Annotated in this window: 13 protein-coding genes and 1 tRNA gene; 4 read left to right on the forward strand and 10 right to left on the reverse strand. The window is 60.9% G+C overall.

Annotation, left to right across the window (positions count from 1 at the left end; genetic code table 11):
- Window positions 1–99: 99 nt before the first annotated feature.
- The 6 genes from thrB to argS all read right to left on the reverse strand — a co-directional run bounded on the left by thrB (window position 100) and on the right by argS (window position 7,481).
- On the reverse strand, window positions 100–1,038 hold the full coding sequence (gene thrB / locus AACZ26_RS12050; RefSeq protein ID WP_339621887.1) for a homoserine kinase: 939 nt from the start codon (window positions 1,036–1,038) through the stop codon (window positions 100–102).
- Complete coding sequence (gene thrC / locus AACZ26_RS12055) at window positions 1,035–2,126, reverse strand: threonine synthase (RefSeq protein WP_339621889.1); 1,092 nt, start codon at window positions 2,124–2,126, stop codon at window positions 1,035–1,037. Before thrC ends, thrB begins: the two co-directional genes overlap by 4 nt.
- Before the next feature lie 3 nt (window positions 2,127–2,129).
- Complete coding sequence (locus AACZ26_RS12060; RefSeq protein ID WP_339621891.1) at window positions 2,130–3,446, reverse strand: homoserine dehydrogenase; 1,317 nt, start codon at window positions 3,444–3,446, stop codon at window positions 2,130–2,132.
- Window positions 3,443–4,846 (reverse strand): diaminopimelate decarboxylase, encoded by a 1,404-nt coding sequence (gene lysA, locus AACZ26_RS12065; protein ID WP_339621893.1) that lies wholly within the window; start codon window positions 4,844–4,846, stop codon window positions 3,443–3,445. Before lysA ends, AACZ26_RS12060 begins: the two co-directional genes overlap by 4 nt.
- 105 nt (window positions 4,847–4,951) lie before the next feature.
- A complete protein-coding gene (locus AACZ26_RS12070; RefSeq protein WP_339621896.1) occupies window positions 4,952–5,815 on the reverse strand; it encodes a DUF2993 domain-containing protein in 864 nt (287 codons plus the stop codon).
- 4 nt (window positions 5,816–5,819) lie between these two features.
- Window positions 5,820–7,481, reverse strand: coding sequence for an arginine--tRNA ligase (gene argS / locus AACZ26_RS12075; RefSeq protein WP_339621897.1), 1,662 nt, complete (start codon window positions 7,479–7,481; stop codon window positions 5,820–5,822).
- A gap of 136 nt (window positions 7,482–7,617) precedes the next feature.
- Here argS and AACZ26_RS12080 point away from each other — a divergent pair, with 136 nt between their 5' ends.
- Window positions 7,618–8,202 (forward strand): arginyl-tRNA synthetase, encoded by a 585-nt coding sequence (locus AACZ26_RS12080; protein ID WP_339621898.1) that lies wholly within the window; start codon window positions 7,618–7,620, stop codon window positions 8,200–8,202.
- 67 nt (window positions 8,203–8,269) lie between these two features.
- Here AACZ26_RS12080 and AACZ26_RS12085 read toward each other — a convergent pair whose 3' ends face one another.
- Entirely contained in the window at window positions 8,270–9,064 is a 795-nt protein-coding gene (locus AACZ26_RS12085) for a transglutaminase family protein (protein ID WP_339621900.1), read from the reverse strand.
- 86 nt (window positions 9,065–9,150) lie between these two features.
- Here AACZ26_RS12085 and AACZ26_RS12090 point away from each other — a divergent pair.
- A tRNA-Arg gene (locus AACZ26_RS12090) sits at window positions 9,151–9,223 on the forward strand.
- Between the two features lie 111 nt (window positions 9,224–9,334).
- Here AACZ26_RS12090 and AACZ26_RS12095 read toward each other — a convergent pair.
- Window positions 9,335–9,703 carry a metalloregulator ArsR/SmtB family transcription factor gene (locus tag AACZ26_RS12095; RefSeq protein ID WP_339621901.1) on the reverse strand — a complete coding sequence of 123 codons (369 nt, stop codon included), beginning with the start codon at window positions 9,701–9,703 and terminating at the stop codon, window positions 9,335–9,337.
- Between the two features lie 85 nt (window positions 9,704–9,788).
- Here AACZ26_RS12095 and AACZ26_RS12100 point away from each other — a divergent pair, with 85 nt between their 5' ends.
- A complete protein-coding gene (locus AACZ26_RS12100) occupies window positions 9,789–11,069 on the forward strand; it encodes an NAD(P)-binding protein (protein ID WP_339621903.1) in 1,281 nt (426 codons plus the stop codon).
- 33 nt (window positions 11,070–11,102) lie between these two features.
- Here AACZ26_RS12100 and AACZ26_RS12105 read toward each other — a convergent pair whose 3' ends face one another.
- The gene (locus tag AACZ26_RS12105; protein WP_339621904.1) at window positions 11,103–11,765 is read right to left on the reverse strand and encodes a pentapeptide repeat-containing protein; all 663 of its coding nucleotides are present in this window, start codon (window positions 11,763–11,765) and stop codon (window positions 11,103–11,105) included.
- A 117-nt stretch (window positions 11,766–11,882) separates the two neighbouring features.
- Here AACZ26_RS12105 and AACZ26_RS12110 point away from each other — a divergent pair, with 117 nt between their 5' ends.
- Complete coding sequence (locus AACZ26_RS12110) at window positions 11,883–12,323, forward strand: rhodanese-like domain-containing protein (RefSeq protein ID WP_339621906.1); 441 nt, start codon at window positions 11,883–11,885, stop codon at window positions 12,321–12,323.
- Between the two features lie 12 nt (window positions 12,324–12,335).
- Here AACZ26_RS12110 and AACZ26_RS12115 read toward each other — a convergent pair whose 3' ends face one another.
- Window positions 12,336–13,772 (reverse strand): helix-turn-helix domain-containing protein, encoded by a 1,437-nt coding sequence (locus AACZ26_RS12115; protein ID WP_339621908.1) that lies wholly within the window; start codon window positions 13,770–13,772, stop codon window positions 12,336–12,338.
- Between the last annotated feature and the right edge of the window lie 4 nt (window positions 13,773–13,776).

The following is a 13,776-nucleotide window of genomic DNA, read 5'->3' on the forward strand; positions in this document are numbered from 1 at the left end:
ACATCTTGGCGGAGAGCTAGTCGCTCACCGATGTCTGCACGGATGCGCAGGAATCTAATACGGGGATACGACGGGTGAAAAGCGACCGGGAGGCTGCGGCTACGCCGTAGCTTCTACCTGGTGCTCATTCACTGTAGCACCTTTGAAGTCCACAGCTAAGAGTAAGCACTCCCACGGCGTTGCGGCGTGCTCCTGTACAAGAGCGACTGCCTCAAGGCGCTTGGCGGGGTCATCGGCAAGCACCAAGACCGACGGGCCGGCACCAGAAACGACTGCGGCGTGACCATGAGAGCGCAGCATCCGGATCAATTCGGTGGTCTGGGGCATCGCCGCAGCCCGATAGTCCTGATGGAGACGGTCGCCCGTAGCCTCAAGCAAAACCTCGGGGCTCTGCGTGAGCGCCGCGATCAAGAGCGCCGCACGAGACACGTTGTAGACAGCATCGGCATAGGGCACAGCATCCGGCTGCAAGCTGCGCGCGTGGGCCGTCGACACTTGAAAGTCAGGAACACAGACGAGAGGTGACACTCCGCGGTGCACCATCAACTTCTTCGCTAGAGGCCCCGTGTCGGTGCTCCACGCGATCGTGAGCCCACCCAGAAGGGCCGGTGCGACGTTGTCGGGGTGTCCCTCAAGTTCAGTAGCGAGAACGAGAAGAGTCGCGGCATCCATCTCGACAATGCCCTCAAGCAAGCCTTTAGCCGCCATTACTCCAGACACAATGGCCGCCGCCGAAGAACCCAAGCCGCCGCCGTGCGGGATGACATTGGTCGCCGACACGTGAAGCGCCGGCATTGTCTTAGCGAAGTGATCGAAGCAATGCTGAATCGCTTGGATAACGAGGTTCGACTCATCGGTCGCGACGATTCCCGCGCCGACGCCCGTGACATCAATCGTGACACCCGAGCCTTCGACGGCAGTGACGATAAGTTCGTCATAGTGCGAGAGCGCAAGCCCGAGCGTGTCAAAGCCGGGACCAAGGTTGGCAGAGGTCGCAGGTACGCGCACGACGACGCTGCGACCGACCAACGAGGTCATGCCTTGGCCAACCCCAGCACGCTAGCAACCTCAGCGGTGTCAACAGGAACAACCGTGGGGGTGATGTCTTCGCCGCTGGCGGTCTTGAGGGCCCACTGTGGGTCTTTCAGTCCGTGACCGGTGACCGTGAGGACGACTGTCGAGCCGCGAGGAATCTGGCCAGCCTCGGCACGCTCCAAGAGTCCGGCAACGCTAATCGCCGAAGCGGGCTCAACAAAGATACCCACTTCAGCAGAGAGGATGCGCTGGGCTTCGAGGATCTTGGCGTCACTGATAGCACCGAAGTAGCCGTTCGACGCCTTGTGTGCTTCCGTTGCGAGGTGCCACGATGCCGGGTTTCCAATACGGATCGCGCTGGCGATCGTGTCAGGGTTCTTGACGACTTCACCGCGAACAATCGGCGCGCTGCCCTCGGCTTGGAAGCCAAACATGCGAGGAAGCTTCGTCGTGGCAGACCGTTCAAGCTCTTCGCTATAGCCACGGAAGTAGGCCGTGTAGTTTCCGGCGTTTCCGACAGGAACGATGTGGAAGTCGGGAGCGTCACCCAATACTTCAACGACTTCGAACGCTGCCGTCTTCTGGCCCTCAATGCGGTCAGGGTTGACCGAGTTTACGAGGTGAACAGGGTAGTTGTTGGCGAGATCACGGGCGATATCGAGGCAATCGTCGAAGTTTCCCTGAACTTGAATGAGCTCACCGTTATGCGCGATGGCCTGGCTGAGCTTGCCCATCGCGATCTTGCCTTCGGGCACGAGTACGGCGGCGGTGATGCCTGCGTGCGCTGCGTACGCGGCAGCTGACGCGGACGTGTTGCCGGTCGAGGCGCAGATGACAGCCTTCGCACCATGCTCGACAGCCTTTGAAATAGCCATCGTCATACCGCGGTCTTTGAACGAGCCCGTCGGGTTCATTCCCTCGAATTTGACCCACACCTTAGCGCCGGTGCGAGCAGAAAGAGCGGGAGCCGGAATCAGCGGAGTACCGCCCTCGCCGAGCGTGATAATCGGGGTTGCGTCGGAGATGTCAAGACGGTCGGCGTACTCGTGAAGCAGGCCGCGCCACTGGCGGTTCCGGATTTCGCTATTCATTTCTTACAGCCCCTCAACTCTCAAAACGGACACAACTTCGCGCACGACCGAACTCTCGGCCAGCGCGGCTACCGTGGCGGCAAGCGACATATCCGTCGCTTCGTGCGTCACTGTAATAAGGGTAGCGCTCGGCACACCCTCCACTACCGCACCGACGGTCTGGTTAACCGCCTCCACAGAGACCGCGTGGTCGCTAAACACGGCTGCAATTGTGGCAAGCACTCCAGGCTCGTCCACCACGGTCAAAGTGATCTGGTAGCGCGTCATTGCGCGAGAGATCGGCAAAATAGGGAGGTTGGCATGCGTTGACTCTGCAACACCCGGCCCACCGATAACGTGGCGACGAGCAGCAGACACAACATCGCCAAGAACAGCGGATGCCGTCTCAATGCCGCCAGCACCGGCCCCGTAAAACATGAGACTGCCGGCAGCCTCTGCCTCAACGAACACCGCATTGTTGCCGCCGTGCACGGCGGCCAGGGGGTGCGCCAGAGGAACAAGGGCTGGATGAACGCGGGCGCTGACGCCTTCGGTCGATCCGTCGGCGGCAAGAACGCGCTCACAGATCGCGAGCAGCTTGACGACGTAGCCAGCTTTACGCGCGGCAACCACCTGCTCGGCGGTGACGCTGGTGATTCCCTCGCGGTGCACTGCATCCAGCGGCACGCGCGTGTGGAACGCGAGGCTCGCCAGCAACGCTGCCTTCTGCGCGGCGTCGTAGCCTTCGATATCGGCGGTGGGGTCAGCCTCCGCGTAGCCCAAGCGCGTGGCCTCGGCGAGAGCGGTGTCGAAACTGTCGCCCGTGGCATCCATGCGGTCGAGAATGTAGTTGGTGGTGCCGTTGACGATGCCGAGGATGCGCTCAACACGGTCACCGGCGAGACTGTCGCGAAGTGGGCGGATGATCGGAATCGCACCGGCCACGGCGGCTTCGTAGTACAGCTGCGCACCGACTTGAGCGGCCTCTTCGAACAACTCGGCACCGTGGTGAGCCAGCAGTGCTTTGTTCGCCGTGATGACGTCTGCACCCGAGTGCAACGCTTTGAGAATCCAGGTGCGGGCAGGCTCAAGACCACCGATGAGCTCGATCACAATGTCGGCACCGACAATGAGTGACTCAGCATCGGTCGTGAGTAACTCTTTCGGGATGTTGGTGTCGCGGGGCGCATCAAGGTCGCGAACGGCGACCCCGACAACTTCAAGCCCGGCTCCTGCTCGCGCGGCAAGTTCGTCAGCGTGCTCAAGCAGCAGTGCGGTGACCTGCGATCCGACACTTCCTCCGCCCAAGACTGCGACGCGAAGGTTGCGGTATTCGATCATTCAGAGTCTCCCGATGGTGTGATTCCCGCGTCGCGGCTGAGCAAGTCGTCTTCGGTTTCGCCGCGCACAATAATGCGAGCTTCACCATCGCGCACCGCGACGACGGGCGGGCGCGCAAGATAGTTGTAGTTGTTGGACATCGCCCAGCCGTAAGCACCCGTCGCGGGTACTGCCAGAATGTCGCCCGGCTCAACGTCACCAGGCAAGTATTCTGCCCGCACGACGATATCGCCAGCCTCACAGTGCTTGCCTGCGATGCGCGCAAGCGCAGGTTCTGCCTCAGAAACTCGGTTCGCGAGGCGAGCCGAATAGTCGGCTTCGTACAGCGCCGGACGAATATTGTCGCTCATTCCGCCATCGACGCTGACGTATTTGCGCACAGCTTCGCCGTCGACCAGCACATCTTTGATCGTGCCCACGGTGTAGAGCGTCGTGGTCGACGGGCCGATGATCGACCGACCCGGCTCAATCGCGACGACAGGAACCGGGATCTCAAGGCGAGCGCACTCGGCCTCGACGATGTTTGCCAGCGAAGCCGCCAATTCAGCTACCGGCAGCGCCTGATCAGCAGACGTGTAGGCAATGCCGAAACCTCCACCCAAGTTCAACTCAGGCACCGGCGCGTGCATTGACAACCGAGCATGAAGCTCAAGCAAACGACGCGCAGCCTCAGCAAAGCCTGCTGTATCGAAAATCTGCGACCCAATGTGCGAATGGATGCCCACAAACTCCAAAGAAGAATGTGAACGAATCTGCGCCACAATCTGCTCAGCGTCCGTCAACGGAATACCAAACTTCTGGTCCTCCCTCGCCGTCGCCAAGTACTCATGCGTGGACGCGTGAACCCCGCTATTGATGCGCAACCGCACCCGCTGGGTTCGACCGTGCCGTGCAGCGGCTTCAGCAACCCGACCGATTTCGACGACGCTGTCGATAACGATGGGGCCGATGCCCGCGCGCACAGCACGGTCGATCTCAGAAAGACTCTTGTTATTGCCGTGGAATCCCAGACGCGACGCATCCGTGCCAGCTGCGAGCGCAACCGCCATCTCGCCGGCGCTGGCGACATCGATGTTCAGGCCTGCTGCCGTCATCCAGCGAGCGACCTCGGTGCAGAGGAATGCCTTGCCCGCGTAATACACCTTGACGCTCGAACCGATGCGAGCAAACTCGTTGTCGAACGCACCCTTGATCTCCGTGGCGCGAGCGATCGCATCCGCTTCGTCGACGACGTAGACCGGTGTGCCGAAGCGGGAAACGAGCTCACGGGTAGGTACGCCCGCAATGGTCAGCTCGCCGTTCTCTGCGCGCGCAGCATTGCGCGACCAGACTGTCGATGCCAAAGAGTTTGCTTCGGCGGGAGCTTCGAGCCACTCGGGCGCCAGCGGGTTCGCGAACACAGTCGCACCTCACAGAGATGTAGACGGAAAACGGCGGATTGTGTCCGCACGGGCGTTGGGGATGCTGACCACTCTAACGGCTGGTGACGCTAGCGCTGAATCGAACTACGACGACGGGCATGTGCCGTATTGCTTCCACGCAGCATCGTCGAGGGCGATCCCATCAGCACTGAGTTGAATCACGAGGTTGTCGTTGGCAACGTCGACGGAATCGATAGTCAACGCGGTCGGCAGCGACGACGCAACACAGAATTCTTGAGAGCTCAGCAGGCTGCCTGCGAGACTCGAGACGAGAGGGTTTGCGCGCAAGTCGGCAACCGAAATTTGCTCCTCGCCCAAAATCACCGACTCTGGCTCGAAGGCGATGGCGTCTCCGGCAGCAACGGGAACCAAGTCGAGAGCGACAGGGATACGGATGAACAGCAAGGCGAACTCCGTGGACACCCGGATTGCAGAGCCCTCGAGCTCAATCGAATCAAGCCCGAGGCCGCTGAGCGTCGTGGCGAGCTTCGAGACTTCGGCCCCGGAGATGGCAACATCCATCGAGACAGTGTCAATCGGCTGCGACGGCACGACCGGAACCCCGGTAGCGGTGACCCGAACGGATGACTCGAGACCGTTGACCTCGAAGCGGTCGATGTCGATCGTCACAACGTCAAGACCACCGGTGAGGGCTTGAAGCACGAGCGAGCCGGAGCCCAAATCAACCGAGACTCCATCGCTAGCTTCGAGACCCAGTGTCGACGCAATCTCGTCTTGAGCAATGCGGACCGCTGCCGTGCGTCCTACTGTTTCGACGAGAAAAACGCCCACAATCAGGATGATGACAACGACGCCGGCGATCACCCAACCGATCCACCCACGGCGCTTCCGCTTCGCCGGTGCGTCGCTAGAGGACGTTGCGGGAGCAGACTCGCCAGAACCATCGAGTCGCAACTCGAGAGTGGGCTGGTGTTCGTCGGAAGCCACGAAACTACATCCGCTCGGGTGCACTGACCCCGAGCATCCAGAGGCTATTGCGCAGAACCTGACCAACTGAATCGTTGACCCAGAGCCGGGTGCGATGAACGTCAGTCACTTCTTCATCATTCATGGGCGTGACGCGGCACTGATCGTACCAACGGTGATAACTGCCAGCGAGCTCTTCGGCGAAGCGCGCCACGCGGTGAGGTTCGCGCAACTCTGCGGCCTGAGCAACAATTCGAGGGAACTCAGCGAGAACACCCAGCAGGATGCTCTCGGTTTCGTTGGTGAGGAGCGAGGCATCGAAGACGCTGCGATCCACTCCCGACTCCCCCGCATTGCGCGCGACGCTATGAGTGCGGGCATGCGCGTACTGCACATAGAAGACGGGATTGTCGTTCGTGCGCTTCTGCAGAATCTCGGGATCGAGGTTGAGCGGTGAATCGGAGGGGTAGCGGCCGAGCGAGTAGCGCAGAGCATCTGTTCCGAGCCATTCGCGCAAGTCATCGAGCTCGATGATGTTGCCCGCACGCTTCGAGAGTCGAGCACCGTTGATGCTGACGAGTTGCCCGATGAGCACTTCAATGTCTTTAGTGGGGTCGTCGCCGGCGGCCCCTGCGAGCGCCTTGAGACGGTGAACGTAGCCGTGATGGTCGGCGCCAAGCAGGTAGATCTTGTGGGCGTAGCCGCGGTCGCCCTTGCTCAAGTAGTAGGCCGCGTCAGCCGCAAAGTAGGTATAGATACCGTTGCCGCGCTTAATGACACGGTCTTTGTCGTCACCGAAGTCGGTCGTCTTCACCCAGACTGCGTCATCGATGTCGGCGACGTGTCCCTGAGCACGCAAGCGCTCGACGGCGTCGTCGATCGCACTCTTGCCGTCGTCTTTTACCGCATGAAGCTCACGCTCGCTGAACCACACATCAAAGTGCACATTGAACGCGGCGAGCGACTTCTTGATGTCGCCCAGCTGAAGTTCGTAGCCACGCTCGCGAGCAACCGCAATGGCCTCATCGTGCTCAAGTTCGAGAAGCTCGGGGTTCGACGCGAGCACCCGCTGCGCAAGCTCAGCAATGTACGCGCCCGGGTAACCATTCTCCGGAGTCGGCTCCCCCTTGGCTGCGGCCAGTACCGAAGCCCCGAAGTTATCCATCTGGTTTCCGGCATCGTTGATGTAGAACTCGCTGACGAGCTCCGCACCGGCTGCCTTCAAGATGCGCGCCAAGGAATCACCCAGAGCGGCCCAGCGAGTATGCCCAATGTGCAGCGGACCCGTGGGGTTAGCCGACACGAACTCCAAGTTAATGGTCTGACCCGCAAGAGAGTCATTGCGGCCATACGCCTCGCCCTGCTCAACGATCGTCTTCGCGAGCGCACCAGCGGCAGCGGCATCGAGAGTGATGTTGATAAAGCCAGGGCCCGCAACATCCACCGAAGCAATGCCGTCGATAGCCCGAGCCTGCTCAGCGATTTCGGTTGCGAGCTCGCGCGGGTTTGCACCCAACTGCTTTGCCAGCTTCATCGCAATATTGGATGCCCAATCACCGTGATCGCGGTTGCGCGGTCGCTCGAGCACCAGATCGCTCGCGGTCAGACCCAAATCGGGCGTGCCGCGGTCAGCCGCAATGCGGGAGACGACAGAAAGTAGGGTGATAGAGAGATCAGCAGGATTCACCCCTTAAGAGTACTGGGTGCTTACGTCCGTGCAGTTCGAACACAACGCCGCCGCGAAGGTCACAGATCGGTCCGCACTTCACGACACTGCCGGGTCACTGCACTGCGATGCCGGTGCAAGTCACGAGAATGGGGTCATGGCTTTTCGACTTCGCGTAATTCCGGCAGTGATCGCACTGAGCGCATCCGCTCTTCTCTTGAGTGCCTGCGTTCCTACGGACCCTGACCCGACGGGCCCGAACCCGACGCGCACGATTGACCCGGATAACACGCCGACTGCCTCACCCGAGCCAACCGGAACCAGCACGCCAGACTCTGAAGCTACCCCCGTCGACATCGCCTGCGGAGAACTCATTAGTCCTCAGGCGATGTACGACTTCAACCCCAACTTTTTGCTCCTCAGCTCGTTCACTCCCCCCGCCGAGTCTGCTGCAGAAGCAGCGATCGCCGCACAGGGTGTCGCCTGCCGCTGGGAGAACTCCACGAGTGGAGTAGTGATCGACGTGTCGGTCGCTCAGCCCGCGCCCTCAAGAATCGATTCGCTTCGAGCGGATGCCGGCGCGGCCGCCTCGGGCTTCGACGGCTACTTCGCTGTCGCTGACGGTACGGGCACTGCGCAAGTCTTCACTGGCGCGTACTGGGCAACCCTCAGCTCGCCCGCCTTCTTTGCTGCGTCTGATGCTTCCGACCTTGTCGCCGAGGTAGTGGCGGGTATTAAGTAACGTCACCACTGCACCACCGGGCGCGAACCACGTTACGGGTTCATCCCTAAATTCTTAGCGCTCGGGTCTAGCCGAGTTGTGCCGGCGAACTGTGATCGTCGACCGGGAGCTCTTGCGCCGTCGCAGTGATCTCTAACTTCTTCAGAAACAGGTCAGCCCAGTGGTTGGTGAGGAACGCAACATCCGCAGCATCTCGGCCCGTTGCAATGCGCACGAGCGACTGACGCGGCGCGAGTCCCGTTGAATCAACTACCCACCACTGACCATCGACATAGGCTTCGGCCACAGCGTGAAAATCCATCGGGCTCAACCCTGGCGCGTAGACGGAGGCGTAACGGGCGGGCACATCTTTCGCCCGCAACATCGCAATCGTCAGGTGAGCGTAATCCCGGCACACGCCACGACGAGTCAGCAACGAATGGGATGCGCCGTCGGTCGCCATCGACATTCCGGGGCTGTAGCGCAAATTCTGTGACACCCAATCGCGAACGGCCTGCACTAGTTGGTGGCCGGATTGGGTCGGGAAGAGCGAACGCGCAGTAGGTGTGAGCACGTCTGACTCGCAGTAACGACTCGGGCGCAGATATTCGACCCTGTCGATCTCGTTGATCGGCGCAGGTTCGGGAGTTGCCTCGACGGTAGCGGTGTAGTCCACGACAAGCTGCCCTGGGCCCGCAATGAGCGTATGAAGGCGGGTTCCACGCGCATCGACCAACTCTGTTGGCTGCTGGGGCACACCATCCAACACAAACTCAAGAGACTCGGATGCTGTTGGCCACGTAGCGGCGACAGCAACGCTGAAAGTCATTTCGGTGCGACCGCGAAGGTCAAGTTCTTGGTGAGACGAAACGGTGCGCAGCATGGCACGATACTGTCACGTGAACCTGAAGCACGGATGTCAACAAGGTGCTCATTGTTGACACAATTGCTTGCTAAGCTAGCCTCCTTGCCTTCGTAGCTCAGGGGATAGAGCGCCGGTTTCCGGTACCGTAGGTCGGGGGTTCGATTCCCTCCGGGGGCACTGTTATGGGTTCGATGTTGCGCTGTTTGTGCGGCTATTTTGCTTTCCATCTACCGCGCTGAGCTAGTTGGAGACGGCACAGCAGGGCTAGTTCGAGACGGCGCAGCAGGGCTAGTTCGAGACGGCGCAGCAGGCTTCTGCACCGGCGTCCGTACTGGTAGCGACAGACGCGAGCATCTTCACGGGCTCGGCGAACGCTTCGCAGCACAGTTCGTAAACGTTGGCGCGGCCGCGCGGCGTGACCGTGACGAGACCGTTTTCGCGCAGCGGCGCCAGGTGATGACTGACTAGCGTTTGGCTCAAGCCAGTGGCGTCGGTCAGTTCGCGCACAGTGTGGGCGCGTTCGGTGAGCAAGAGCACAAGCTGCAGACGGTTGGGATCGCCGAGGGCGCGCAATAGCGGCGCGAGGCTCTGAGCGCGCTCGGCGGTTGCCGACCACGTGGGCTTCTGGATCATCAGAAGATCGACCGGTTTACTCATGCCCATAATCTTACACAGATTCTTTGTTATCAACAGTAAGTACTGTTATCGTGAGCAAACACTGAAGTTAATTACGAGGAGTGTCATGACCACCAAACTCGCTGCGCCCAGCGCACTGCCCGTCGTCGTAGTCGGAGCCGGCCCCATCGGGCTCGCCGCTGCCGCCAACCTCGTGAGCCGCGGCACCCACGCGGTCGTACTCGAAGCCGGAGCTCACGCCGGTGCAGCCATCAGCGACTGGGGTCACGTCTCCCTCTTCTCTCCGTGGCAGTACGACATCGACCCTGTAGCCCGCGAACTTCTTGAAGGCACAGGCTGGGTCTCTCCCGACGCCGAGAGCATCCCCACCGGCACCGACCTCGTGCGCGACTACCTGCAGCCACTGGCCGCGACCGCCGAGCTGGCACCACTCATCCGCTACAACAGTCGGGTGATCGGGATGTCGCGCCAAGGCATTGACTCCACCAAAACGATGGGCCGCGAGCGCCGACCGCTCCTCGTTCGCGTCGACTCCCCCGATGGCGTGTACGACATCCTTGCCTCGGCCATCATCGACGCCTCGGGAACCTGGGGCCACAACAACCCCATTGGAGCATCGGGACTCCCGGCAACGGACGAGACCGAAGCCAATGCGTGGCTCACCGGACCGTTGCCCGATGTTCTGGGCCGCGACCGCGACCGCTTCGCTGGCAAGCACACCCTCGTGATCGGCATGGGCCACTCGGCCGCCAATACGCTTCTTGCACTCGCCGAACTGCGAGAGAGCGACCCCACCACCGAAATCACCTGGGCGATTCGTGGCCGCTCGGCTCGCCGCCTCTACGGCGGTGGTGTTGCGGACGAACTGCCGGGTCGTGGCGCGCTCGGCACCCGCCTCAAGGCTGCCGTCGAGTCTGGGGCGATCACGCTCCTGACCGACTTCACCGTTACCGAGCTCACCCCGCAGCCCGATGGCCGCCTCACCGTCATCAGCAGCAATCCCGACGGCGAGCAATCAGTGACGGTGGATGCTCTCGCCGCCGCCACCGGGTTCCGCCCCGACATAGGCATCTTCCGCGAACTGCACCTCAGCCTCGACCCCGTGCTCGAAGCTCCCGTGATGCTCGCACCCCTCATCGACCCCAACGTGCACAGTTGTGGCACCGTGGAACCTCACGGAGCGAGCGTGCTTTCGCATCCCGAAAAGGATGTCTACATTGTGGGCATGAAGAGTTACGGGCGCGCACCAACCTTCTTGATGGCAACCGGTTACGAACAGGTCCGGTCGGTGGTTGCTGCTATCGCAGGTGACACCGAGGACGCGAAGCGCGTGAACCTCCTTTTGCCCGACTCAGGCGTCTGCTGCACTTCGAGTGGCGGATGCTGACGACAACGCCGACGCAACGATGAGTGTTCCGTGCTAGTCGTCGATGACAATCCCCACATTGCGTGCGGAGAGCGGAGCGAGTTCGATCAGCTGATGCGAGTTGAGGGTCGCGCCTTTAAGGTGTTCGACCCCGCCGAGCTGCCGCAGTTCGATTCCGCGAAGATCGAAATTGGTCAGGGTGGACCGAGTGAGTTCAAGCGTATTGATGTGAGTGTTCTCGAACGACACCCGGTTCGCTGTCGCGGCCCCAAGATCGAGCTCGTCAATACGGCAATCAGTGAAGAGCACATCTTCGAGATGCGCCCCACGCAGATTGAGATAACCGATGCGGCAGTGCGCGAAACGGACCGAACTCCAGCGAGTTTCGTAGAATTCGGCCGAGCCAAGTCGTGAACCCTCAAAAACGACGTCGCGAAGATTCGTGCGGGGTGCCGTAAAAATAGGCGCGTTGAGTTTCTCGAATCGAGTGTCGACCCACGTTGCCGAACGCACAACGACTTCATTAGCCTCAAGGTCAACAAATTCGCACTCTGAGAAAGAGATTCCTGAGAGGTCGCGATCGCTGAGATCTGCCTCTTCAAAACGCTCACCGCTGTAGCTTTCATGCGCCTGAAGGGCATCCGCATCGCCGATGGCAAGATTCTCGAGCCTGAGTTCGTCACACCGAGGGGCCGCGGTGAGTGGTTTCTTAGCCATGAATTGTGTTCTTCCTGCTGTTCTTCACCAGCGAGAGGGCGCGAACCGGCCTCGAAAACCGGTGAACAATTCACGGTACCCTCCCCCACCGACCGGCTCGACCACTACTCTGTGGTCATGAACTCCCCCGCCACCGCCGCAGACAGGATCGCCCACTTTTCGAGCAAGCTTGACTTCGAAACTGATCCCTCCGATGTGCACGCCGCTATCCACGCTGGTGAATCCTTCGTGTTGGTGGATACCCGCGGAGACGTCGCTTGGCGCCAGGGTCGCGCAGTCGGCGCCATTCACTTACCCACTCGCGAGATCGCGGCGCGGGCCGCAGCGGAGATCCCCGCCGGCACTCCGGTTGTCGTGTACTGCTGGAGCCCCGGTTGCAACGGCGCCACTAAGGGCGCTCTTGAGTTTGCGAAACTCGGTTACGAAGTGCGCGAAATGATCGGCGGCTTCGAATACTGGGCCAAAGAGGGCTTCCCCGTCGTGAGCGACGACGGACGCGTCGCTCGCGAACCCGACGTGCTGACTGCTCCCGCCGCAGGGCCCGACTGCGACTGCTGAACAGCGGCGGCGCTACCCGGCGTCGCTTGAGTGCGACTCCAAGAATTCGTAGAGCTCGCGGTCGTCTACGCCCGGGAAGGTTCCCGAGGGTAGTGGCGACAGGATATGCGCATGAAGCTTGGCGCTCGACCAGGCGTTGCCTGCCCAACGATCCCGCAATTCGTCCTCCGGCTTGCGGCAGCAGGTTTCATCCGGGCAAGTCGAAGAACGACGCACATCGGTTGCCCGACCACGGAACCACTTTGAGTGCGAGAACGGCACACCGATCGTGATGGAGAACTCTTCGGCATCCGTGGTTCCTGTTTGAGTTGACTCGAAGAAGCTGCCCTCTGGAGTGTCGGTGTACTGGTAGAACTCCGTCGTGCGGTTGGTGCGAGTGAACGCGGTGCGGGCGCTCCAGTTGCGGCACACAAACTGCCCTTCGGCTGAGCCCGTGACATCCACCGGTAAACGAAGCCCATCATTCTCGTACGCCTTGTAGACCGCACCATCGTCACCGACGCGCAAGAAGTGGCATTCAAGATCGAGGTGCGAAGTAGCAAGGTTCGTGAAGCGCAGCGCTGCCGCCTCATGGGTGACGCCGAAAGCATCCCGAAAGTCTTCGACAGCGATATTGCGATCGGTTTTGGCCTGACTCAAGAACTCAACCGATTGCTTCAGAGGCATCAACACCGCGGCCGCAAAGTAGTTGATCTCAAGCCGCTGATGCAAGAACTCGGCGTAGCTCGTTGGTTCGGTATGACCGAGCACTCGGTGCGCCATCGCTTGAAGCGCCATCGATCGTAGTCCGTGCCCGCCCGGAATTGACGCTGGTGGCAAATAGATACGGCCGTGCTTCAGATCAGTGACCGAGCGAGCCGAATGCGGCAAGTCGTGCACGTGAACGAGTTCAAAGCCAAGGGATTCTGCCATCAGGCTCACGGCACGGTGCGTCAGTGCTCCGGTCGTGTGGTTTCCCGCAATCGTCAGCTTCTCGGCCTCTTTCTCAAGATCCGGGAGGTAGTTGTCGAGCGTTCGCATGCGTTGACGCAGCTCGGTGTTTGCTCGACGAGCCTCCTCGGGGGTGGCAATCGCCTGACGCGAACGGGTGGAAAGCTCGTGATGAAGGCCGACGATTGCTTCGAGAGTCTCATCCGGAATTCCCTTCGATGGGCGAATCTTCGGCAGACCAAGCGATGCGTAAATCGTGCTGCGCTGCAAACGATCGAGCTCAATCTCGAGAGCGGCACGTTTCGTCGGCGGCGTCTCTTCAAGCAGATCAGCGAGCTGGATGTCCGTCGCACCAGCAATCGCAGAGAGCAGTGTCAGTCGGGGCTCGCGTCGCCCGTTCTCCATCAGAGAGAGTTGGCTGCCCGCGACTCCGACTTTGTCGCCCAGTTGATCGAGCGTCAGCCCAGCAGTGGTTCGGAAATGTCGGATGCGTTGCCCGAGAGTCACAAGATCATTCACAGGT

Source organism: uncultured Salinibacterium sp., assembly GCF_963974405.1.
GTDB lineage: Bacteria > Actinomycetota > Actinomycetes > Actinomycetales > Microbacteriaceae > Rhodoglobus.